This window comes from Chlamydiifrater volucris (assembly GCF_902806995.1).
GTDB classification, from domain to species: Bacteria; Chlamydiota; Chlamydiia; order Chlamydiales; family Chlamydiaceae; genus Chlamydiifrater; species Chlamydiifrater volucris.
On sequence record NZ_LR777654.1, the window covers coordinates 715,942 to 740,352 of the forward strand.

The 24,411-nt window shown below is 38.9% G+C and carries 15 protein-coding genes; 2 read left to right on the forward strand and 13 right to left on the reverse strand.

The window, feature by feature from the left end; all coding sequences use genetic code 11:
- The first annotated feature begins 76 nt into the window (after nucleotides 1-76).
- Both KJA62_RS03015 and KJA62_RS03020 read left to right on the forward strand, forming a co-directional pair.
- Nucleotides 77-2,638: a hypothetical protein gene (locus KJA62_RS03015; RefSeq protein ID WP_213318549.1), complete on the forward strand. Its 2,562-nt coding sequence runs from the start codon at nucleotides 77-79 to the stop codon at nucleotides 2,636-2,638.
- 317 nt (nucleotides 2,639-2,955) lie between these two features.
- On the forward strand, nucleotides 2,956-4,551 hold the full coding sequence (locus tag KJA62_RS03020) for an RING finger protein (protein WP_213318550.1): 1,596 nt from the start codon (nucleotides 2,956-2,958) through the stop codon (nucleotides 4,549-4,551).
- A 14-nt stretch (nucleotides 4,552-4,565) separates the two neighbouring features.
- Here KJA62_RS03020 and KJA62_RS03025 read toward each other — a convergent pair whose 3' ends face one another.
- From KJA62_RS03025 to KJA62_RS03085, 13 genes are all read right to left on the reverse strand, one after another.
- A complete protein-coding gene (locus tag KJA62_RS03025) occupies nucleotides 4,566-5,987 on the reverse strand; it encodes a hypothetical protein (RefSeq protein ID WP_213318551.1) in 1,422 nt (473 codons plus the stop codon).
- Nucleotides 5,988-6,000: 13 nt separating this feature from the next.
- Complete coding sequence (locus KJA62_RS03030; RefSeq protein WP_213318552.1) at nucleotides 6,001-7,386, reverse strand: hypothetical protein; 1,386 nt, start codon at nucleotides 7,384-7,386, stop codon at nucleotides 6,001-6,003.
- Nucleotides 7,387-7,665: 279 nt separating this feature from the next.
- The gene (locus KJA62_RS03035; protein ID WP_213318553.1) at nucleotides 7,666-9,012 is read right to left on the reverse strand and encodes a hypothetical protein; all 1,347 of its coding nucleotides are present in this window, start codon (nucleotides 9,010-9,012) and stop codon (nucleotides 7,666-7,668) included.
- Nucleotides 9,013-9,138: 126 nt separating this feature from the next.
- A complete protein-coding gene (locus KJA62_RS03040) occupies nucleotides 9,139-10,530 on the reverse strand; it encodes a hypothetical protein (RefSeq protein WP_213318554.1) in 1,392 nt (463 codons plus the stop codon).
- A 91-nt stretch (nucleotides 10,531-10,621) separates the two neighbouring features.
- Nucleotides 10,622-12,013: a hypothetical protein gene (locus KJA62_RS03045; RefSeq protein ID WP_213318555.1), complete on the reverse strand. Its 1,392-nt coding sequence runs from the start codon at nucleotides 12,011-12,013 to the stop codon at nucleotides 10,622-10,624.
- A gap of 112 nt (nucleotides 12,014-12,125) precedes the next feature.
- A complete protein-coding gene (locus KJA62_RS03050; RefSeq protein WP_213318556.1) occupies nucleotides 12,126-13,085 on the reverse strand; it encodes a hypothetical protein in 960 nt (319 codons plus the stop codon).
- On the reverse strand, nucleotides 13,075-13,473 hold the full coding sequence (locus KJA62_RS03055; RefSeq protein ID WP_213318557.1) for a hypothetical protein: 399 nt from the start codon (nucleotides 13,471-13,473) through the stop codon (nucleotides 13,075-13,077). Before KJA62_RS03055 ends, KJA62_RS03050 begins: the two co-directional genes overlap by 11 nt.
- A gap of 382 nt (nucleotides 13,474-13,855) precedes the next feature.
- Nucleotides 13,856-15,139: a hypothetical protein gene (locus tag KJA62_RS03060; protein WP_213318558.1), complete on the reverse strand. Its 1,284-nt coding sequence runs from the start codon at nucleotides 15,137-15,139 to the stop codon at nucleotides 13,856-13,858.
- Between the two features lie 541 nt (nucleotides 15,140-15,680).
- Nucleotides 15,681-16,991 carry a hypothetical protein gene (locus KJA62_RS03065; protein WP_213318559.1) on the reverse strand — a complete coding sequence of 437 codons (1,311 nt, stop codon included), beginning with the start codon at nucleotides 16,989-16,991 and terminating at the stop codon, nucleotides 15,681-15,683.
- A gap of 378 nt (nucleotides 16,992-17,369) precedes the next feature.
- Complete coding sequence (locus tag KJA62_RS03070; protein WP_213318560.1) at nucleotides 17,370-18,674, reverse strand: hypothetical protein; 1,305 nt, start codon at nucleotides 18,672-18,674, stop codon at nucleotides 17,370-17,372.
- Between the two features lie 447 nt (nucleotides 18,675-19,121).
- Complete coding sequence (locus KJA62_RS03075) at nucleotides 19,122-20,102, reverse strand: hypothetical protein (protein ID WP_213318561.1); 981 nt, start codon at nucleotides 20,100-20,102, stop codon at nucleotides 19,122-19,124.
- Nucleotides 20,103-20,507: 405 nt separating this feature from the next.
- Nucleotides 20,508-21,608 (reverse strand): hypothetical protein, encoded by a 1,101-nt coding sequence (locus KJA62_RS03080; RefSeq protein ID WP_213318562.1) that lies wholly within the window; start codon nucleotides 21,606-21,608, stop codon nucleotides 20,508-20,510.
- A gap of 86 nt (nucleotides 21,609-21,694) precedes the next feature.
- Complete coding sequence (locus tag KJA62_RS03085; RefSeq protein ID WP_213318563.1) at nucleotides 21,695-24,325, reverse strand: hypothetical protein; 2,631 nt, start codon at nucleotides 24,323-24,325, stop codon at nucleotides 21,695-21,697.
- Between the last annotated feature and the right edge of the window lie 86 nt (nucleotides 24,326-24,411).

Genomic DNA, 24,411 nt, shown 5'->3' on the forward strand with positions numbered 1-24,411 from the left:
CAAAAAATATTAAAAAACAATTCTCTAATACATTAGGAAAAACAAACTTCTTCCTATTCCTTAGCAAAACAATACTATGAGCATTTCCAACCCTTCCGAATCTAAATCAAGAGCAGGTTTAGGATTACCTTCTGTCTCTATAGGAGAGAAAATCCAAGAAACGCTTAACATAATCCTAACAATTGTTCAATCCACACAGATCAAACACCCTCCTTCACCCCTATATAGCCAAATCATTTCATTGAAAAAAGAGGGATTTAGCCTGCTGCTAATCTCACAAGCAATGGTTGTATCTAAAATATCTATAGCAACAATTCTGGGAGAAAATAGATCTTTAACTTCCCAAGAACTAGATCTCGTACTAGCCAGTTGCAGAGATTTGACAGAAGCTTCTGGAAGTGGCTCTTCGTCTCAACCTACCACGCAATCAATGAAAAGAAAACAACTTGAAGAAGAAATATCTCGCTCTCCCTCTCCAAAAAGAAGGCGCCTACCTCAAGAAGGCATTCTACAGACCGAAGACGTCCCTACAGAACTAGTTGCTCCACAACACGCTGCAGAAGAGTCTTTAAGAGCTCAATCGTTAAATTGTCTTTTGGTAACCATTATGAAAAATAAAGGTCGTATAGAATCTTACCAATCTATGTGCCCTAGAAAAAATCCCATGCAGAAAGAAGATGAACACCAATGCGAACTATGCGTAATCACCAAAAATATTATTAAAGGGGGTAAACATTTGCTTGTCTTTCAATTAAAACAATTGATGAAGAAAACAAATGAAAAAATTGTCCTAAACGCTCTTTTAGCTCTCTATGAAGAAGGAAAACTTTCGGAGTTGGAGAACATCTCACGCTTTTCCCACTTAGAAATTGCTCATCTGGTTAAAGAATGCAACCTTGAAGCAGTGTTCCCTACTTCGAAAGCAAATATATCAAAAGTATTGAACTTATATCAAAAAGCAAAAGACGTTGTGGCCTTAGGAATCCGGCACCCTCTAACAGAATTAATCATTCAATTGTGGAATTCAACAATGCAACCTGTAGAGACGGACACGACAATACTAGTTATCGGCAGCAATGAAGAGATAACTCCACTTTCAGCTAATATATTCCTACCCACACTATCCTCCGTTCTACAATACAGACCACTTATCAAAGAAAATACCGGAGGGAAAAGGTATCGTCCTCTTACTCCTGGACACTCAACATTCTTAGCAAAAATGACGATAGCTACCTTACAGGCCATTAAAGACTCTTCTCAAGGAGCCCCTTATATTGTCTCTACCAATTTTGTAGAATCAGCTTTTTCTTGGGGAACTGTTTGTCATGTGATAGGTCTTTTACTATCCTCAAGTACCGAATGGATGCTGCACATCCCTACTAGTCAACTTTGTATCGGATCTAGAGAGGATATTAGATTTTCTAAGGAAGAATGTTTAATGATCTCTGAAAGTAAAAAGAAATTTGCAAAAAACAACCACATTCACCCATATACAAAGGCTTTAGTTCCCAGAAACATCCAACTGCCCAAAGAAAGCTGCCTGCTGTCAACACTAGAAATGGAGGCCCAAACAACAATCCCATCATCAACCAAATCTGTTCGCCTAGTGCCAAAAAGTAAGCCAAGTTCTGCAGACAAGAAAAGCAAAGACGAAAAGAAGACAGAACAGCTTATAACTTCTTCATTACCAACAGAAACAATAGAATCATCCTTACCAACGGAACAGATAGAAACTCGGGATTTTCTTTCGCTCCTACTGCAAACAATACTGGGAAAAAAAGAAGATGAATCGTCTCCTGTACCGTGCCCAAATAATCCTAGCAAGCAGAGTCAACATGAATGTGATTTGTGCACCAGTGTAAAGTATTTTGTTATGTCAAAGTGTGTTTTGGTGCAGCAACTAGGCAAACTACTATATCATTCTACGGAACAAAAACTTTTAGAGATTTTGTCATTGCCTAGGTTTGGGAATTGTGTCAAAAATCGCCTTTTAAGTCCCATTGAATTGATTCTTGCCATTGACAAATGCGAAATCGGTGAGGCCGTACGCCTCCCCAATGAATCTTTTCCTACTTCCAATCTAGACGTATACTTGTCCATCGACGAAGTGGTCCACTCAGGACTCTCAAATCCTTTAACAACAGCCATAACAACACTTTGGGGAAACCCCGCTATTACACCCTTTGGAGCACAATCTTTGGATTGTTTGCTAGTCTCTAGAGGCGCAATCTCTTGCGTTCTCTTTAAAGAATCTTTACAGAAAACATTCTCTAGTTTGAATATACAAGTTCTTCAAAGTGACGGAGCTCGTAGTCCCAAAGAAAAAATATCTCCTTCGTTAGTAAAATTTTTATCCAAAGCTGCTTTTATCACATTACATAATCTTCTGTACTCTCCATTAGGCATTCGTTTCACGTTGCTCAGTGATAGATCAGAAAAAATGCTCTCCTGGGAGACTGTAAAACATGCTTGTGGACTTATCTTAGCCGTACAGGCTGGATGGAGAGTGGTCCTTCCTCCCAACGTAATATCTCCGGGTTATGAAGAGATTGGATTCTCGCTCGTAGAAACTTCTCCGCTATTTTCCCTTTTCCGTAATTTTGTAGCTTATTACGGACTTAATGAAGGAGATTCCTAACTCCTTAAATTTCCGAAAATTTTTCTAAACCGTTGTGAATGCCTGCAAGGGATTAACAGATACATCCCCTGCCCTGTGCTAATTTGTCACAGCTCACCTATCCCCATATACTCTTCATAAGTCATTTAAAATTACTCAAAGCATCCGTATGTATAACAAAATAAAATAAGCCTTACTCTAAAAACTCATTCCAAAAAAATACCCTTAGTCATTATCCTTCAAAGACTTAACATTTTAACGCACAGCCTTCATCGACCTTTTCTTACAGCGATCCTCCCATAGGCTTACCATTTTTGACACTACAGACAAAAAAAAAGATGAGTATTTCTAGCCCTTCTGAAGCAGGAAGTCCTTTCCCCAGCTTTTCTCCACAACCCTCAACTTCTTCCACAGAGAATCGTATCCAAGCAAACCTCAGAGTTATCCAAGAACTTGCTGAAGCTCAACTATTACAAATATCGGAAGAAGGAGCTGGACTATATTCTCAAATCTTCTCCATTAGTGGAAAAGGATATGATGATGAACTAATAGCAAAAGCTTGTTCTGTCTCACAGATTTCTCTCAGGGCTTTATTAACAGAAAATCAATGCCTCACAGAAGAACAGTTCAAGCTGATTGTATCTGCCTGCCAAGATATTGCTGAATCTTCTGGAAGTAGTACGATGCTTTCTTCAAAACAGAAAAAAAAGAAAAAAGAGTCTCAAATAACCGCTCAGTTATTGTCCACTCCTGAACACCTTCCTGGACGCACTGTAGATACTCCAGAAACACAAGAAGTAGAAAATTCCTTACTTCTAGAACTTCTTACAAAATCTAGCTCCTCCGAGAAAACTCTTTCAACACTGAAGCGCTCCATCCCGTCTCAACAATCCACTTCCCTAGAGCAACAATTCGAAGTAGAAGGTCCAAAGAAAAGACAAAAAATTTCTATACACACCCTCTACAAAGATGTACTACCCCCCTCAGAAAACACCTCTCCCGAGAACGATATAAAAATAATAACATTTTTATTGGACACCATTCAGGAAAAAATGACTGCTTCTCATCCCTTTCACATACACTGCCCTAATAAATCCCTCAGTGAACTCGGGAGGCATACCTGTCCTTTTTGTTCATGGATAAGAGCTTTCTTCGGACATAGAAGGAGTGCGTTTGTGAAGCAGATGGAGATATTCTTAGAGTGTGCATCTAAGGAAGCGCTTGCTAGAGCCCTAGTAAAACTCAATTTTAAGAATAAGGGGGTCTTTGAAAATAAGCGCTTGTCTAGTGTCCAAGCGGCTTACCTCATTGCAGAATGCGGAATAGGCCGTCAAATTTGCCTTCCAGATATTCCTAATCCATCCTCGCAAGTAGGATTGTACCAAGCTCTAGAAACTATGGTTTCTGAAGGAATACATCAACCTCTTTCGCAAATCATAAAACAGTTGTGGGAAACTACTACCGGGAGACTTCTCCCCAACCGAGAAGAAAATGCAACTATCCCAATTCTTCGCGGAGAGGAACTTTGTGAATCAAGCCCTATAACATTACAGACCCTCTTCTTAGGAGTAAGATATCGTCCCGCCCACCAAAGAAGAGAAGGGCAACGATATATTTCTGATTCCCACGTCAAATTCTTAGCAAAACTTACTTTTCTAACCCTGAAAGCCTTACTAGAATCACCCCTAGGAACTCCTTACACCGTACTTTCAGGCCCTCACAGAGCTATCCCATGGCACGTAGTGCAACACGTGCACAGCCTTATCCTAGTCGCCGTTCCAAAAAGAAGGGTAGCCGTTTTGTCAAGTAGAGCATCACTAGGAGCTTCGGAAGAAATTGGGCTCCCTTTCAACGAGGCCCTGGAATTCTTTACAGCCATAAGGCAATTCGCTGATGCAAACAACCTCTTAAGAAGAAGATACTTAGAAGAATAAGCTTCTACGAAACCCTATTTCTTTAAACCCAAAATAGTTCTTTCAAAATCTTGAAGATCAGCTACGTTTTCTTCTCCAAGATAACCACAATCGTTTAAGAAAGCTAAGCCCTCCTCTATTTTGGTGGACAGTTCGGATTTCTTACTACAAAACGATCTTAAATCCCAAAGAGGCTTGGGATTGGAAAGAAAATCTTGATCACTACATCTAATTTTGAGTTGCAACCTTCTTTCTCTAAATTTTCTGCTGCCAGAACCTTTTTCTGTAAAATCCAACAAGTCATTAGCATTACCAAAAGATTCTCCATGTAATAAAGTATATCTAAAATAATCGGAGGCCTTCCTACACAATGAATCCCAGTCCCATTGTACTCCTTTAGGGCAAACCGAAACACCTTTAGACCTATCTTCTTGAAAAACAGATAAAACCGCTGGAAGCCAGCCAGAAAACTTTTCTAATAAGAGCAACGTTGAGCAAGCTTTTGTTTGTCCCCAAAAATCCTTTATTACGGAGAAAAACTCAGTTCTATAAACACTAGACTTTTTAAAGATAGACGCATCAGCTTTGGATAAATATGAAAAACTATGTCGAAGCCATGAAAAATATGCAGCCTCTGCGGCTACTATTTGAGGATACTTTTCTATACATTTCGCGTACACAGCAGATGGATTCTTAACTCCTTTTCGAGATTCCTCTTCGTATATTCTTGAGATCTCTTTTAACTCTTCCAGAGAAAGAAAACCTAATAAAATAAACGATAATTCTCTTTTGCTTCTGCCAGATACTGCAATATCTCCTTTCTCTTCATGCAAAGCCTCTAACTTTCTTTGAGCAAAACAAATGTCGAAACTTTGCTCTATCACATCAGAAACTAGTTCAGGAGAAATATACCTTTCTTGTAAAACAATGTCTGTGATGCCCCTTTTGGATTCTTTTTTAAGGTAAGGAGAAGTCAAAAAGGATTCTCGAATCAATTCCCTCCTAGCATTTTCCGCCTCCTTGGCAACCCTTTCAGCCTGGCGCTTCTCCTCCGCAGTCTTTTCTGCTATCTCCCACTTTTTCGTTTCTAACCTTTTTAATTCAGAAAGCTCTAACTCTCTAGCGTCAGTTAAACGGCGCAAAAATCGCAATCTGAAACCCGCTGCGCAAGAAAAGCTTAATAGAGAGACCAGAAAGAATGCAGAGGCTGCAACAGCTATGACGAACGCCTCCGGAAGCAATAACTCTAATATAAGAACATTAATTCCAAAGAAAAATACACAAGATAGAACCAACCTGAGACTTGTTGCGACGCAAACAAGAAATATGTTCCTAACTTTGGTAAGAATTTCAACTTTTTTCTCTAAGTAATCCCCTGTGTCTCTAACCTTTCGGAGCTGCCCCTCTATCTCAGATAAAGGAGACAAGAATTCCTGACGATCGCTAACAAAGCTCAACTCTACCTCCCCATCAAATTCTATCTCTACTTAATCCTAAAACCTCATATTCTAATTCTACAAGGTCTTCTAAACTGCCCCCAAGACACTCTATATTCTCCAGCTCTCTGAGCCCTTCCTCAATCTTTTGCTTTAGAGAGGGATATTGCTCGCACAGTGCCTCTATATTCCAGACATTGCTAGGAGTTTTAATAAAACCTCTCTCCTCAACTGGACCACTAGATCGCTGTATCGAAGAAGAAAATTTGTCTTCATCAACAAGAAATTCTTGAAATTTCCTCAGGTTACCAGAACAATTCCCGTCAAAGCATGTCTTCCTCCCATATTTCATGGCTTTTTCGCAAAAGCTTTTCCAAGTCATTTTTATATTGAAAGCTACATCTAAACTACTCTCTTTATAAAATAAGGCTAAGGAAGCTAACCCTACACCAGAAAAAGAAAGGTCTATTCCTCTTAAGTGCTGAACATTTACATCTCTGCCAGACGAAAAATGTTTTCTACTTAGCCCCCGAAGCGCCTCACAAAAGAATGACAAGTAATCATCACGAGAACAGGATAATACATGCGGAAACACCTTTTTTAACCAATTTAAAAACATAGCCTCAAAAGCAATAACCTTGGGAAAAGTCAGAACTAACTTTGCATATTCAGTAACATTGAATCCACTCAAGTTTCCGCTTTCTAATTTTTTAATTTCGTCTGCGATGGATCCCATTTCTTCGGAAGAAAACACGCCAGAGAACAAGAGAGGAAATTCTCTAAGAAATCTTTCACGCAAGAAAACATTCGATGCAAAATCCTTAGAAGAAGAATCGTAAAAATAATCTAATTCTGGCCAAAAATCATATCCGCATACGTCTTTCCCCAACTTCGAAAGAGCGAAACAAGGGAAAGACATTGCTAATTTCTCTTCATTGGAAAATTGATCTAACAAATCCTTGATGTGTTGCTTTACGAACCCCCCTTCTTGAATAACCACCTCACTTATCTTTGCTTTTTCGGCTATGGTCTTTTTTTCTTCTATTGCCACGAGAAGCTGTAATTGACGCTTTTCTGAAGAAAATTTTTCTTGTCTCCTGCAAAACAGACTCCTCAACTTTTGACAGAAACTCAAAGAAGGAGTAGCTGCCTTATCCTTTTGCAATTCAATAGATAAAGGCTTTCTATGAAAACATGGCCCTAACGCACAAATATATACGCTACCAAAAAACAACAAAATCAATGTAGAGGCTAGCGCGCTTGCTAAAATCAAGCTCCCATGAACTCCTAAAGAAACTCCAAGAGCTAAGTTGCCTAAACATCTGAAGAAAAAACCTGACAATAACATGGCACTGATACTCAATAACCAGCTGAAGAAAAGGACTTTTATTGTCTGAGAAACAGACAGAGCTCTCATCATATTCTTAGATTTTGAAAAGCTTTCACAATGTGAGTCGCTTGCTTGAATACGATGAACACAGCTCTTTGTTCCTTTATTAAGAAAAACCAAAGGAAACCTCTCCTAAAACAAAAGAAAACAAAAAATCCTAACAAAAAAAAAAAAAAAAAAAAAATGGAAACCTTAAAAGGTTCAAAGAAAAAATTATTAAAAGAAAACAGAAAAAGATAAAATGATAAGAAACCACCGTGTAAAAATGTCTTTCAGACAAAGAAATTTCAAAAGAACCTAAGATCTTGTCTATTTCAGTCCCAGGATTGTCATTTCGAGATCCTGAATATCCTTAACTGACATCTCACCCAGATATCCGCAATTTTCTAGAGCAGACAGTCCTTCATCAATCTTATCAACAAGCATTGGATCACTTTCGCATAGAGAAAATAAATCCCACATGGGGATAGGAGTTTCGAAAAAGCCTTGATCAGCTTTTTCATAGAAGAAAGAAAATTTCTTTTTCTTGGAAAGACTACTTTCAACTCCATAGTCCACATACTCTAAAAAACATTCCCAATTCCCCAACCCGCCTTCATGAAATACAGCATCCCTACAAAATTCCGACACTTTCCTACAAAAAAAGTCCCAACTCCAATTCTCTTTTTCACGAAGCTTACGAATATTTGATCTTCGAATATCCCCCAATTCAAAATTAGAAAAACAGACAGGCCCCCATCCCGAAAGACATTGCAGTATAGGAAAACATCTTCTGCTGTCCTCAGGACAATTCTTAACAAAAAAATTTAAGTGAAAAAAGAAACTAACCTTATATCTTGTAGCGTCCCAGAAAGATGCTGATTTCGCTCGACTCAGATAAGGAAAAGCCTGCTTAATCCAGGCAAAATAAGCTCCTTCTGCCGCTACAAGGTTGGGATATCTTTTGATACATTCTGCATACAGCTTGTCCTCGCTGTAAAACCGGTGATCTTCAGCTTGTTCCCAAAGATTGTTTATACCTTCTAATTCTTCCCAAGACAAAAAACCAAGAAGAATAAAAGCTAACTCCCTTTGACAGCGGCGAGCTATAGCACTATCTACCCTGTTCTTTCCTAGAAATTCCTCTTGAACGGAACTTAACCAAGATATCCGCTCTCCAGAAGCTCCTTCTATACAAGACAAAGGAGATTGATAATACAAACGCTCAGAATCCCTTAGAATCTCCCAAACATCTTCTTTTATGTAAGAGCATCCTGTTGGAACAACGCCTGCTTCAATGGTATCTCCAGGCTCCCTAGCAATAGGTAAGCACAACTCTTCCTGCTTTTCTCGATAGAGAATCTCTTTAGAAACCCTCAAGCGATTTTCAATCTGAAATTCGACGAAAATAAGTCCCAATATAGCCAAGAAGAGTAAGGAAGAAAACACTCCCACTAAAAGAACTGTTGGAGCATTTATAACCACCCCAGTCACTAGAGCATTAATAATACCTCCAATACCAAGAACTAGTACCGAGCCACTGATGAATAAACAAGACGTACAAAGACGTTTGATTAAAGATAGCGCCTTTTGTTCGTCATCTAAGACACCTTTAGAGCCTTTTTCTAAAAGACCTACCCCAGACTGAGTAGAGGGATTTGCTCTAGCACTATTCATACATCACAATACGAAAAACCAAAGAAAAATCTTAACAAAAACAAGAAAAAAGAAGAATCTACTAACTACTAGACCAAAGCAAGTTACAGAAAACAAATTTCAAAACATCAACAACGTTTTCTCTCACTAAGGCATTTTTAGACCTAGAATGACCCTTTCAAAATCCTGCACTTCTTTAATAGATTGTTCCCCAAAATACCCATAACTATCTCCAACAGCCGATAGTCCTTCCTCGATCTTCAAGAGTAATTCAGAATCTTTTCTACACAAGGAAGACATATCCCATATAGCTTTAGGATGTAGAAAGAAGTTATCAACAGTCTTCTCGTAATTGAAAGAAAAAGTCTTTTTATTAAAAAATTCTGCAGCCTCTCCCTTATCAGAAAACTCCATGAAACTCAGCCAATCTCCAAAAATATTCTCATGAAAAATGGAACACCTACAAAATTCAGAGACTTTTTTACAAAAAAATCTCCAATCCCACTCGTGTAACTTCTTTTCCCCTAAAATAGAAACCTGTTCAGACAATATTTTTGCCATATCAAAATTAGATAAACAGGCCGGGATCCATCCAGTAAAAGCTTCGAAAAGAAAACCTGCCTTTTCTTCACCGCTAGGCCAGTTATTTACGAAGCTAGACAGACGGAGAAATAATGAAGATTTATATCTCCATGCCTCCCTAAAAATCGCAGATTGGGCGTTTCCCAAGTATGGAAAACTATTTCTCAGCCAAGAAAAATACAATGCTTCTGCAGTTATTATTTTGGGATAAAGCTTTATGCATTCCGCATATAAAACCTCCTCTAGTTTACCATCCTCCTTTATCGAATCATAAAACCTTACTATCTCCACCAACTCTTCTCTGGAAAAAACTCCTAAAAATATGAAACCAAGCTCTCTACGACTTCGTAGAGCAACTATACTTTCTATTCTACAATCTCTTGAAGCTTCTTTTTGAACTCTGGTAACCCAGTGCGACGAATCTCCAGCTAAAAAATTCATACATAGCAAAGGCTTCGAACATATCTCCCTCTCAAATTGACTTAGCATTTTCCGCACCTCACTCTTCAAATGAGAGCAGGCTCTCCCCACAATCTCCTCATCTAATGCCATGAACTGAGAAGACCAATCCGTCATCACTGAAAGTTGAGATCCTCCCCTCATTTTCTGTTTGATTCCTTCAAACGATTGGCCTACTTTCCCTTCTAGCAAGCATTGACCCAAGCCAGCATCCAAATATTTACTAAGAGAAAGCACTCCAAAAAAAGAAAAAAATAGCAGTACAGCCGAGATTCCCAGGAGAACAAGGTGGCCACCTAAAGCAAAAGAATTACAAAAAGCATTCACGACACCCAACACAGATATTGCAAACACAAGACCACTAAAAAATAACCCCCCAAGAAAAAGGATCCTTGCTAACTCCCAGTTTACTATCCTATAAGCCAATCTACGCCTTGATGCCTCTAAACAACAATCTCCAGAAGAAGCATTACTGAGAGATAACGAATTACTTCTCATGACTACAAACCAAAATTTTCCTCATCTAAACGCACCTCAAACCTGTATGTACATTCCTTTAAATACCCTATAGCTCACTTATACATCATCGTCACTTAGACTCGTCCAAACCCAAAACTACCTTTTCAAAGCTTCGAACTTCTTCCGGAGATTCGTTTCCTAAGTAACCTGATTGATACAAGTAAGAAAGCCCTTCTTCTATCTTCGCTAACAGCTCTGGATCTTTGTTACACATAGATTGCATGTCCCATAAACTTTCCGGAGAAATGAAGAAATTAGTGTCACTCTTTTCGTAACTAAATAACGGCTCTTGCTTTTGCAAGAAATATTCCTCCTTACCTTGAGACAAATATGATACGAAACCAAACATGCTACCAAATATTGGGTCATATCGTACGGCTTGATCACAAAACTCTGAAACTTTACGACAGAAAAAATCCCAATTATCACAATTATTCTCTTCCATATATGCTTTGAGAGCTCTCAAATTAATCTCATCCAGGCAGAAAACAGAAAGGGAGGCCGGAACAGCTCCTGAAAATTTTTCAAGAATAGAAGCCACTACCCTGACTGTATTAACTTTAAAAGGAGAAGCAGCAATCTTCAGCCACCTAAAGAAGAAGTTTTTATATTCCCCTTTGTTCTTGAAAATAGCTTCCTTAGCATCACCTAGATAAGAAAAACTACTTCTTAACCAACAGATCCAAGTTGCCTCCACAGCAACCAGCCTTGGCCATCGCTTGATACACTTGGCATATAGGAGATCTGAACTGCTTGCTTCAGAGGGATCTATGTAACCACGTTCTTCTTGACAAAACTCACTGATTTCCGAAATTTCGTCCATAGAAAAATATCCCATAAGAATGAATGAAAGCTCCCTACCACAACGCTGGTTATCCGATAGTTGGCCGACGATTTCTTCATGTATAACACTAGGCCATGCAATTTTCTTAGAAGATATCTCTTGAATAACGGAGAGAGGACTAGACAACCTGCTCTTCTCCTCATTAGAAAGTGTTTCCCAAACACTCTCCTTTACATAAAGACAACCTACCCTTTCCAGACTTGGAATCTTTCTCACTCCTATATCTTTAGGAACCGTTACAGGTCTCACTTCTAAGGGTTTTTCTTTCTTTTTCTCAACCTCCAATTCTGGTTCTTTTTCAACTACTTCCTTCTTTGAAGGAAAAGTACGAGTGAATACATTTCTTGCCATAACAAAAGCCGCAGTAAACACCAAAGACAACGCTAGAGAGCAGCCCAGTAGCAGACTGATATTACCTAGAACAACTGACCCAGACAAAATATTAGTTAAGAAAAAAAATAAGAATACCAGGCTACCTAACACTGCCCCAAAAACCAGAGCAACTCGGGATACTCGCGAGGATTCAATCTGAAGTAACGCTTCGTTTCCAAAAGAATTTTCCGCGAAAACTTCCTGTGCCCCTCCTCGGGAACCAAACGATGATCTACAATTTTCCATATCCCCTCCTAAGACACAAAACCGCCTTAAAATTGAAAAACAGTAGGGGAGGTTACACATAAATCTGTAATATAAGCAAGGGCCACAAATATCAATTTTAGAATCGGACCAATCAAGGAGATTTTAATCCTAACACGATGCTTTCCACTTCTTGAAGTTCTTCCACCGACTGCGAACCTAGATATCCGCACTGGGATAAATGTGATAGACCTTCCTCGATTTTGATAGCTAATTCAGGATCCTTTTCACAAAGAGAACTCATGTCCCACAGACTTCTTGGGAAAGCAAAGAAATCTTTATCTGATTTTTCAAAATCAAATAAAAAAGGCCTTTCTTGAAGAAAAGAACTTTGATCTCCTTTTTCTAGAAATTCGACAAAACATGACATCTTTCCTAAGGCATTTTTATAATGAACAGATTTATTACAAAAATCTGAAACTTTGCGACAAAAATATTCCCAGTTATTGTACTCCTTTTTCCCCTCCAAGTAAGATTTCAACCTTGATAGCGCCTCAACTTCCAACTTCATGCTAGCCAAACAAGCTGGCGCCCACCCAGACAATCTACTAAGAGCTGTGGCCACTCTAGATGTCTTCTCTCCATCACCCCCAAAAGTAGAAAAACAAGACGAAATACGAATCAACAAGGTAGATCTGTACCATCCATTAGTCATAACTATAGAAGATCCAGCGTGACGCAAGTAAGAAAAACTACTCTTAAGCCAAGAGAGATAAGCAGCTTCTGCTGCAACAATTTTTGGTGACCGCTTTATGCATTGAGCATACAAGGAATTATAGAACACATCGCCGACACTCCCTTTCTTGCACTCTTCCTTACAATAGCTACCTAATGCCACCAATTCCTCTAAGGACAGAAAACCTAGAAGAATAAATATCAATTCTCGCTCACAACGAAAATTGGGCGCTACCTTACCTTTGGTGACCTCCACATCAAAATCCGAAAGCCAATAAGGAGATTCAGAAACAATTTCTTCCATTAGAGTAATTGGACTGGTCAATTTTTTCTTTTCTTCATTAGATAGAGTCTCCCAAAAATCACTTTTAACATACATACTCTTGAGCAATCCCTCCGAAACTCAAGCAATTCAGGGGCATTCCCTCTTCAATAGGATTTTCTATTAAATCTTGTTCCTCAATCTCATGGTTCACGGCCATCTTTTCTGCTTTTATACAATTAGCTAACAATTTAGAGGACCGATTAGACACAAGTAGATATGCGAACACGCTAGAAATAAAAAAAGCGGCTGACAAGAGAATCCCCAACAAAGAACCCGCAACGACACTAGAAAGAATGGATGCTGCGCCAAATATCATGCAAAAAAGAAACAAAGCAGTAACCAGTTCTAGTCTAAACAAGACTAGACTAGATTTCCTTCTAGTCTCCTCTATCTCCAGCACCCTCCGAGAAGGTTTTTCTAAAAAAACGCCTCCATCGACCATAAAAAATTGTCCCCGGACATACAAACGGAAACAAAAAATTTTAACCCCCCCAAAAAAAACTACTGTTTTAATAAAAACAAAAAATGAAATATCTTTGTTTCTTATCCAGAGATGAAGACGTAAACCACAGAAGTTAAAGACCCTAACAAGAAATAGACGTCATATCATTCCATATTTATTCGAAGAAGTCCCTGTCCTTTAAGTAAAAAGATACAGCGATAAGCCTACTTCCTTTTTTCATCTCACTTATCTTCCAGAAAGGTTTTCATTACCTCTAACAAATTTATAAGCTCTAAACATCACTTCTTTAAAGAGACATCTAACAAATTTTCTAGTGCTTTTTACTCTTAAAAACAGTCCTAATTTTGAAAAAAATTATCCTCTATTGAAGTTGTCCTTGTAAGCCTAAAACTAAGCGTTCAAAATTTTGAATATCTTCCAATGATTGTTCTCCGAGATATCCACAATTACTTAAGGCTGTCAGACCTTCCTCGATTTTATTAAGTAACTCTTTATCCTCATTGCATAAGGATTTCATGTCCCATAACGGCATAGGAGAACAAAAAAAATCATAAGCAGACTCTTTATATACAAAGGGAATCTTATTAACAGAAAAAAGACCTAGTGAGTCTTCTTGGACAAACGATTTGAACCGCGTCAAATTACCAAAACTGTTTTCTAAAAAAACAGTTTTATTGCAAAAGTCCGATGCTTTCTTACAAAAAGTTGGCCAATCAATATTTTCTACTATGTCGTCGGGAAGAGAATCTAAAGTTTTAAAATCTAGAACAAAATTAGACAAACATACCGGCCCCCACCCTGAAAACCTCTCGAGTATGGGTATTACTTTTTCTAATGCGTTATCTGGGCATGACTTAACAAAAGTCTCCAGTCGAACGAGTATAGAACTCCTATATCCGCACAAGTTGCGAAAAATAGAAGAATAGGCCTTTGCTGTGTATGAGAAACTATTTTTCATCCAAGCAAAAAATGCTGCCTCAGCAGCTACTACATTTGGGCACCTCTTTATACACCTAGCATATAAAGAGTTCTCAAAACTTAAACTTACTTGACCTGTTTCCTTTCTCTCCTTATCTGTTTCCGTTTTGCAAAACAAGGCCATATCTGCTATCTCGTTCCACGAAAGAAATCCCAATAGAACAAACATCCAATCTCTCTTACACCTCTGGACCACTGCGAAATCCGCATCCAAGCAATTAGATTCTACGTGTACGGAAGATGGCCAATAACATTTCTTACTGGCTAAGCATTTAAGAACTAGCCAAGGATTCTTGCTTTCTTCCCTTTCTAAATCAGTCAAACAACCCAACATGCTAGGTTTTACATGAGGATGATGACTAATTTCTTCCAAAGATACTTCTCTAATCTGAGAAGTCCATAATACCCTTTTAAGAGCTCGTTTTCCTTCTTCCTCCTTAGAGTACGGTATGCTACTCCTAATATCCTTTCCTTCGTTATCGATCTTTCGCAATCTACGCCTGCAGGAAACTGCAAACACCGCTAAAGAAATTGAAAAAATACAAGCCAGGATAAGATGAAATGTAACAACAGATACAGCTCCGGAGAAAAGTAAAGTAGAAGCCACTATCCCCGCTCCTAAAAATACCAGCAACCCAAGGAAAGCTCTGCAACACAAACGAGACACCTTTGACGTACACATTAATCTTTCGAAAAGTCCGTTACGACTTTCCCTTAAAACTATTCCTTCACATTTTACATCAGAAATCTCGGATACATTTTTTGCAAACAACAATACCCCCTAGCTTAAAGACATTCCCATCAACCAATTTTTTAAGAACTTAGCCCCTAAATCGTTTCCCTAGTCCCCCTTTTGAAAACCTCTAAAATTTTTCAGACTTTCTTATTCCATTCCTAAAAGGAAAGCCTATACAATTCTAACCTATTAGAGATAAAAGCAATCTGTACCTCCAAAAAGATTTCTTACTAGTCATCTTTGAAAAATCATCCACTTTCTGTCCTATCCCAGAAAAATAACACTTTCCAAAAACCTTTCTAACAAGAAAGTCTAAAAATCTAACAAAAAAAAAAAAAAAAAAAAACAATGAAGATTCTATTAGAGAATTTTTATTAAATAATTTTCACATTGTTTAATAAAAACACAGAAGACGGTGCTAATGAACAGAAACAGGCAAGCGTAGCAGCACTTGCCCGTTTAGCTATGAGATTTATGATCTATATAGACCCAAAACAACCCTCTCGAAATGTTTGATTTCCTCCACAGACTGCTCTCCCAGATATCCACAAGTATCCAATAGAGCCAAACCTTCCTCTATCCTATCCCTAAGCTCTGCATCCTGCTCACAGGCCACTCCCATATCCCACAATGCACCTGGAGAAATGAAGAAGTTTTTCTGCGTTTTCTCATAAACGAAGGGATCTGGCTGCTCCTGCAGAAATCCAGCAGCAGACCCTTTTTCCATAAATTCTGTAAAACATCTAAGATCACCGAAAGCTCTCTTATGTCGAATGGAAAGAGCACAGTATTCCGCAGCTTTCTCACTAAATAGCTCCCATCCCCACTGTTTTTCTTGGTAAGAATTTATTACCATTAAAGTCTCCGGAGATAGCGAAAAGCTGGACAAACTGAGGGCCCCAAATCCTGAAAGTTTGTCAAAAAAATCAACAACTCTTTGCGCAAACTCACCTCTGTGATTGTTCACAAAGAAAATTGCCCGTTCAAAGAATGAAGACCTATGACACCATATGTCAGAAAACGACGCCGACTTAGCATTACCTAAATAAGGAAAAGCCTTCTTCGTCCATGCAAAAAACGCAGCTTCAGCTGCTACTAAACCGGGATATTTCTTTATGCACTTAACGTATAGGGCGTCATAAAAGCCTCTATCAATGCTTCCCCCCTGTTTTCTCCAACTATCCTTTTCTTTTTCGCAAAACACCGCTAAATCCTGCAGTTCTCTCCAAGTTAAAAAACCTAGTAGAGCAAAACTGAGCTCCTTTCTACAACGGATGTATATCCCATCCTCCAAACGTTCATAAGCACTCTCTGGGTGCACACCAGTATCATATTCCCAATGCTTTGGAGCAACAGCTTCTATGATGCCTTTTGCTACAGACAAGGGATCTTGAAAAACAGGTCTTTCGTAATTATCCAAGGTTTGCAAAGCACTCGCTTTTATGTATGGACACCATGATTTATGTTGCTCGGCAACACCACCCTCTAAAGTTGTCTTGATTTTTTCTCTCAGAAAAAAGATCCCCTTAGCTGAAAGTGCTACCAACAACCCAGAAATACTCGCTGTTAGTAGAAGAGAGAGATTAAGCGGAACCCCAAAAAGAGCATTCACTACACCAAAAACCAATGCAGGAATGAGAATAAGAGCACTAAGCACCACAAGGGAAACGCACAAAGCATGAGCTGACTCCATCCAAAACATTTTATGTCCCACGGACTTAGCTTTTTCTCCCCAAGGACATATAGTTTCCCTATTACCAATACTAGAAACTGTTTCAGACATCATTAAACCCTGCTTTCACTTTACAATTAATAACTCACAGCACATTACCACAAAAAGCCAGACAAGAAGTAAAGCCGCCTATGCAGAAAATCTCTAAATTTCTACAAAAACCGACTCTCTTGGTCCTACCTAACTTTCCGCAAAGCAAAAAACGGCCACTCCCCAACTGCTTAAAACAACAGCGCGAAGCACACGTCCCTTTCTACTGAAAAGCAACAAAGTTAAACGAAAAGTAAAAAAAAAAAAATGGAAACTGTAACGCTTCCACAAAAATCGACTACAAGAATTTATCGTCTATCAAATGATCAACAACCTAAGTCTATGAAGACGAAACACTTCTAATAACCAAGATGCTAGGAATAAGCTTTTTTTGAAGTTTTACTTAGATCTTTCTGTTCCTAAAACAACCCTTTCAAAATGTTTAATCTCCTCCGTAGACTGGCTACCTAAATAACCACAATTGTCTAGATAAGACAAACCCTCTTCAATTTTTGTCATAAGCTCTGGATCATTAGCACAAAGAGAGCCCATATCCCAAAGAGAGCCAGGAGATTTGAAAAAGTTTTTGCTCTCTTTTTTGTAACAAAAAGAATCTGCCCGCTCCTTGAAGAAGCTACTATCTCCTCCTTTTTCCAAGAACTCCATGAAATACTTCAAGTCCCCATATACATGTCGATAAAAAATAGTTTTCGAACAATATTCAGAAGTTTTCCTACAAAATAAACTCCAGTCATCCAAAAAATCGTTCTTGCATGAGGAAATACTCTCTAGGTCTTCTGGCTTAAGTAAAAAATTGGATAAACATACAGCTCCCAGTCCTGAAAGGCTTTCGAAAAATAGTAAAGATTTTTCATTTTTACCGCTTGGAAGATACTTAATAAAAGAACTTATTCGAGCAAATAAGGCTGACCGGTATCTCCAAGCATCTAAAAATATCCCATAAGACGCGTTAGACTGATAAGGAAAAGCATCTTGCATCCATGATAAATAGGCTGCTTCTGCAGCTACTATCTTGGGATATTTTTTGATGCACTTGGCATACAAAGCGTTATAAAATCTTGAGTCTCCTCCCTTGTTTAAAGACATTTCTACCTTACAAAACGCTTCTAACTCCTTAAGCTCTTTCAGAGAAAAAAACCCCAGCAAAACAAAAGGATACTCCCTTTTAGCACGCAAAAACTCCCCATCCTTCAGTCCGTAACTACTTTCTGGATGAACTCCTATGCCGTAATTCCAATAATTGGGCATCGTTGACTCTATAATGTGCTGAATCGCTTGACGCGGACACTGAAATTTTAAAGCCTCATCAGGGGATGTCAACTGCGATAAAACATCTTCTTTGACGTATAGACGCCAAGACCTCTGTAGTTCGACCCCTTTTTCTGTCAAACCTTTTACGTGCCTCGCCAGAGAGTTCGAGAGTTTAAATAAAATAGATATTAATGATCCGAAAACACCTACCGTAAGCAAGAATGAAATCTCAAGAGTGATACCTGAAAGTGTGTTAACAACTCCAAAAATCAACATAGAGCCAGCCAATAAGGAGCTTATAAGTAAGAAAAAGACACAAACTGCTTTAATTATTTCTAGCAGTGCGATCTTGTATCCTATCGCTTTTGATGCCTCCCGCAATGAAATTTCTGAATTATTGCGAATGTTAAAAACTATACCTTCATTCCCCATAATCTGGCCTGACAAATTGCTCGCAAGTCCTTTAAAATACGCTTAAGAACAGTCCCTCACCATCTAGGAACATCTATTCAAAAAAAAAAAAAACAAAACTGAAGAAAATTCTAACAAAAAAAAAAAAAAAAAAAAAAAAAAAAAATAGAAACTATAACATTTCTATTAAACAAATACGACAATCAATTGAAAAACATATCACCGAATACCAGAGACTCGATCAACTGAAATTCCTCTATCTCCTGGAAAAACAAAAAGCTAAAAAACAGCTACTTTTCCCTAATACCATTTTTCAATGCGCCACTCGCCGTAGGTGAAAAACCATTCTCTGGCAACTGAGAACTTTCATGACTGAAGATGTTCAGAAAAAAAGCGAAGAAAACCCACATATCAACATAGACTTTCCTCGATGATTGAGAAATCTCCTCTAAAAATTTACCCTAAACCCTAAAAATCAAAATCCTCATACTTCAATTCATCTCCTACTTTCGAACTACTACCTGCAGCCTCTTCTTCCCTTTCTTCCACGGAGACAGTCCCCCCGGCAGATGAAGCCTCTCCTTCATAATCTCTATCCCATCTTGCATTTTTCGAACCAAGATGAGGTATGCTGCTACCAGAATAAAAACCAATGAAGTCTCCTTTCAAAAGCTTTATAGTGTCAGAGAACAACCTCTTCATAGAACTTATTCCTTCCTCTAAGCGTCCCACCAACGAGTCTTCTAGATCATCTTCATCTTCACTACCTCGCTCGGACAATCTAAACGTAAAAACTTTCGAACCGCTTGCACCTTCCTCAACAGAACCCCCAGGAGAATTCGCTTCAAAAGCCAACTCTTTCTTAACTTTATCTTCTTCAAAAAGTTCTTCAATTGGAGATTCCTTCACAATACCCGACTCAAAAGTTGCCGACTCCCCTTTAAGTTTGTCAACCTCTGCGACCCCTTCTTCAGAAACTGGCCGTTTAGGGCCAAAAGGACCATCCACTTCTTCTTGACCCCGAGTTTCTAAATCTTTCCCAGCTTCCGATTCTTCCTCCGATTCAGAGATAACCTCACTCGACACAGATACCCTTCTAGCTTGTTCCATCTCGACCTTAATCTGTAATCTAGCTCTGCTTTCCTCTAAGAGAGCTCTCCCTTTCCTATTGATAAGAGCCAACCCCACCCCTGATAACAGACATCCTATTAGCAGAACGCTAGAAACTGCCAATAAAGGTAATATTAAGATAGATGAACTTGAGACCACACTTAACAAACCTAAACAAAATGCAGTAAGCAAAAGAGATGCGCCTAAACAAACGATAACCCCAGAAAACAACTCCTTCATTCGAGTTGCAATTTCAATTTTTTCGTCTAAAACTTCTTGGATATTCGCTCCTGTTCTAAACAGACCGGCCAGGTCTGTTAGACATTTGCTAACAGTCATGAAACTAACCCCACCATTGAATAAAAAAGCAGGCAATTTTAACAAAAAATTTTTTTAATCAAAAGTACAAGTAGATCTTACTTCAGAAAACTTTCCTAACTGTACACACGTGATTCTGTGTCCTTCTGAAACATATAATCTCTAGTCTACCCAAAGAAGACCTTCATACTATAGTTAACCTTTATAAGGTAATTAGAAGTTAGCAATACATCAGAGCTCGAAAGAATTTCTAAAAACAACTATTCTGAAGAACCAGAAGAATTCTTCGTTCTATGAGTGAACCTATGCTCTTGGTTACATTGAAAGTTTTAATCTCCCTAAAAATTTTCAACAAAAAAAAGAGAATCCACGCTACAAAGGTGGATCCTTTTCAAAAATTTAGCTAAGTTCTTAATAAAAGAAACTCTAAGAAGCTAATTCTTCCTCGCCTAAATCGTTTTCAGAATTCGTTCCGGTCCCTTCTACTTTAGGTGATCTCTCCAATTTCATTCCTCCAGATTCAATCTCCAATTCGATGTCTTCTGTCAAAGGCACTCCACCAAGAGGATTTACACCTTCAAAACCTCCCGTCAAAACTTTCGTTGTTTCCAAGGCTAAACCTTTTAGAGCTTCTGCAGCTTCTTTTACCGCTCTAGAAACCTCCTCTTTAATCCCTTCTGCCAACACTGGTTCAGACTTCGCACTCTCAAAACTTTCTTCCTCGACTTCACTACAACGCTCTTCCTCCTCAGACAACTTCAACGCAAGAGCCTTTAAGTCTTCCGCAACCTCTTTAATAGGACTCGCGGGAGGTTCTTCCTCAGAACCTGCTCCCTTCTCAACTTCACTCTCTTCCCGAGTCTGTGTAGATGTAGTTCCTAGTTCTGTTTCAGTTGAAGATTTTTCTTCAGCGCCTGCTCCTCCTTTCACCTCCTCGCCTTCAAAACCTTCTTCAGATGCACCAGCAACAGGAGATCCTTCTATAGGATCTGATTCTTCCTCTGTTGATGCTCCTCCTTCCGGTTCTTCGACTTTAACAACCTTCACAGCTTTTTCTTCTGCAGAAACTGGCCATTTAGGGCCAAAGGGACCATCCACTTCTTCTTGACCTCGAGTTTCTAAGTCTTCCCCTGCTTCCGACTCGGACGCTGCCTCACTTGATACAGACTGTTTCTTTGTTTGCTCCATCTTAGCTTTGGTCTGTAATTCCATTCTCTTTTCTTCTAGAAAAATCCTTTCCTTTTTACCGACGAGGATAAGCCCTATGCCTGACAATAAAAATCCTACCAACAAAGTACCAGCAACAACCAACAAAGGTGCCTTGACAATAGCTGCCACGGAGGTGACCCCTAATAAACCTGTAAGAACTAGGGTAGACAGAAGGGCTATGCCCAAACCAAGAATTGCTTTGGCAAATAATGCTTTCATTCGGGCAGAAATCTCTAAGCTCCTCTCCAAGTTTTCATGAATTTTTGCTTCTGTCTTAAACAGATTAACCAGTTCCCCCGAGCATTTACTAATAGTCATAAAAAATAACCCCAATCCTTAAAGTGCAATAATCTTAAAATCAAAAACTTAATAAAAATCTACCTAAAAATCTGTATTTCCAAAAATTACCGTGACTTCTTTAAACCCAATATAATACGCTCGAACTCCTGCAATTCTTCTATAGTCTGCTCTCCGAGATAACCATAGTTACCTAAAAGAGCTAATCCTTCTTCTATCCTGCCTAGAAGCTCTGGATCCTCCTCACATAGAGGACTCAAATCCCATAAAGGTTCTGGGGCATCAAAAAAGCTTTCCGATACATCATCACGGGAAAACTCAAATTCCTCTTCTTTGAAGACATCACTATCTTCCCCCTTTTGTACGTAATTCAAAAACCCGGCCAAACTCCCAAAGGCGTCCTTCCGAAATACCGTATGTGCACAGTACTCTGACATCTTCTTACAGAAGAAGTCCCAGTCCGACAATTGCTCTCTGTACTTCGCGATAAGATTTAAACTACGTATGTGTAGATCTAGTTTGGACATACTAGCTATCTGCCAACCAGATAGTTTTTCTAATAGCTCGGCTTCCTCCTTGTTATTTTTTATTTGGCGAACAAAGAAACAAATCTCAGAAAACAAGGTTGAGTAATAATAATACCGTAGTCTAAACATTGGGTCTTTATCTTTAGCCAAGTAAGGAAAACTATGCTTAATCCAAGAGAAGTATGCCGCCTCAGCGGCTACTAACTTACAATTCTTTTTGATGCATTTCGCGTATAAAGTGTTATAAGACCTGGAACTACCAAAAGAAGACAAAGCAGCTGTTTGCTCTTCCTTATAGAGCGCAGCTATTTCTTCTAACTCCCTTATAGAAAGAAAACCTGTCAAGACACGAATTAGCTCCCTTTTACAGCGAAGTTGAATTCGAAAGATGGAACGTTTAGATTTCCCTTCCGATTCTAGATGAACGTCGGATAACCAAGAAAAATCACTCCAGAGAGACTCGTTCCCCGAGGCCATCCTTGCTACTGAAGCTGGACATGCCGTATCTAACTCTTCAAACAAGCTGACCAACTTGTACTGGGCCGTTTTACATACCTCATAAATCTCTGATACCACAGACCACTCTTCTCTCTCCCCCTCACTTAGTCTTGGCGCTTCTAATGCTCTAACAACAGCTCTTCTACGACTAAATCTAGCTTCTAATATCGTTGCAACTCTGTGACCAACAGCACCCATAGCTTCTCTCAAAGCCTCCAAGACACTTCTCTGCAGAATCTCATCTTCCATCATAGCTGATTCTGAAGTGCTAGTATCAACTAAAGATTCTGAAGCAGCCTGTTGATCATCCTCAGAAACCGACACACGTTCTTCGTCTATCTCTAGTTCCTCCGAAAGAGGAATTCCCCAAGAAAGGTTTTCTTCTAATACTCTAAAAAACTTACCCTTTACGGATTTTGCAGCATCTTTCAATGCTTCGACCACTGTTTTAGGAGCAGGCACAGAAGTCATTTCCTCTCTAGAAACTTCTGATTTAGAATCCTCTAGAAAAATAGTTCGGACAGCAAATCGAGATACTAAAATTCGTGCGGCTCTACGACCAACAGTATACATAGCTACTCTGAGGGCTGCTCTTACATTGTCGAGCTCTACCTTTAGAGAAGTCATGACATCCATTTTCTTTTCTATTTCATCGGTTTCTTCCAGGGTTTTGAGAAAAACTTTTAACTCTTCGGATATCTGCTCGTCCTCTACCTCTTCGTTCAAAAGAAGACCCCCCAAAGCTCTCGAACTGTCTCCAGCTATCTGAGACATACGTTCTCTAACAGTATCTATAGCCTCCAATAATGCCTCTAACACACTTTTGGCTAGCACCTGCTGTTGCAAAAGAAACTCTGGAGATTCTTTATCAGAGGCTTCACCCTGCTTCCCAGCTAAACTTGTCCCAGCAGCTCCTTTCTGATTCTTGATCTCCTCACTCGATAAAGAAGTTTTCAGTACTTCCGACTCTTCAAGAGCCGCCTCTACAACCTCCTGAAGAATGTCCATAACTACTTGTACAGAAATTTCTTCTTCCTCCACCCCTTCAATCACAGGATCTACTTCTTGGAGTTCCTCTACTTCTTCCGGTACTTCTGGCAGTTCAAAAGTCTCTCCCACCTCAAGGTCTTCACTAGCATTTTCCAACACCTCGACTTCTTCTGTATCGGCAGCGCCCTCCATAACAACAGGCTCCACAACCTCGCCTACCTCAAGTTCCGCAAAAGCTACTACAGGCTCCACAACTTCTTCTTGAATTTCCACAGCCAAGTTTTCTATATCTTCGTCTTGCTGATAAACTTCTACGCGAGCATCAACTTCATCTTCACTTTCTGATGATTGTAAAGAAATCTCTGAAAGCACTTCGTACTTTTCAGAAAACTCTTGCACCATCTTTCTTTTAGAAACGCAACAAGAACATAAAGCAAAAGCAAGCAAAAAAATGGAAGAAACACCCGCCACAGCTAATAGAGGGACCATTTCCAAAAAAGGGAGGCCCATAGCACTTAAAGGAACGACATTCATCAATCCTAGAAGCACTAAGCTAGACAGTAAAATAAGACTACAAATGACAATAGATATAAAAAATACTTTCTGCGCTCGAGAAGCTACTATTGCTTTATGATCCAATTCTTTTGCGATATCCTGAAAACTTTTTTCGTTACCTTTTCCCGTTAATCCGTAATCTTCACTCTTATACTTACTGACCGACATTTAAAATAATTCACCTATCAAACAAAAAACAGCTGCAAGTTTAACCAAAAAAAAAAAAAAAAAAAATGAAAAACTATCTACTTCTA

Coding starts and splice junctions, on each gene's coding strand:
- KJA62_RS03015 (WP_213318549.1), top strand. CDS start 77: ATGAGCATTTCCAACCCTTCCGAATCTAAATCAAGAGCAGGTTTAGGA.
- KJA62_RS03020 (WP_213318550.1), top strand. CDS start 2,956: ATGAGTATTTCTAGCCCTTCTGAAGCAGGAAGTCCTTTCCCCAGCTTT.
- KJA62_RS03030 (WP_213318552.1), bottom strand. CDS start 7,386: ATGATGAGAGCTCTGTCTGTTTCTCAGACAATAAAAGTCCTTTTCTTC.
- KJA62_RS03035 (WP_213318553.1), bottom strand. CDS start 9,012: ATGAATAGTGCTAGAGCAAATCCCTCTACTCAGTCTGGGGTAGGTCTT.
- KJA62_RS03040 (WP_213318554.1), bottom strand. CDS start 10,530: ATGAGAAGTAATTCGTTATCTCTCAGTAATGCTTCTTCTGGAGATTGT.
- KJA62_RS03045 (WP_213318555.1), bottom strand. CDS start 12,013: ATGGAAAATTGTAGATCATCGTTTGGTTCCCGAGGAGGGGCACAGGAA.
- KJA62_RS03050 (WP_213318556.1), bottom strand. CDS start 13,085: ATGTATGTTAAAAGTGATTTTTGGGAGACTCTATCTAATGAAGAAAAG.
- KJA62_RS03055 (WP_213318557.1), bottom strand. CDS start 13,473: ATGGTCGATGGAGGCGTTTTTTTAGAAAAACCTTCTCGGAGGGTGCTG.
- KJA62_RS03065 (WP_213318559.1), bottom strand. CDS start 16,991: ATGTCTGAAACAGTTTCTAGTATTGGTAATAGGGAAACTATATGTCCT.
- KJA62_RS03070 (WP_213318560.1), bottom strand. CDS start 18,674: ATGGGGAATGAAGGTATAGTTTTTAACATTCGCAATAATTCAGAAATT.
- KJA62_RS03075 (WP_213318561.1), bottom strand. CDS start 20,102: ATGACTGTTAGCAAATGTCTAACAGACCTGGCCGGTCTGTTTAGAACA.
- KJA62_RS03080 (WP_213318562.1), bottom strand. CDS start 21,608: ATGACTATTAGTAAATGCTCGGGGGAACTGGTTAATCTGTTTAAGACA.
- KJA62_RS03085 (WP_213318563.1), bottom strand. CDS start 24,325: ATGTCGGTCAGTAAGTATAAGAGTGAAGATTACGGATTAACGGGAAAA.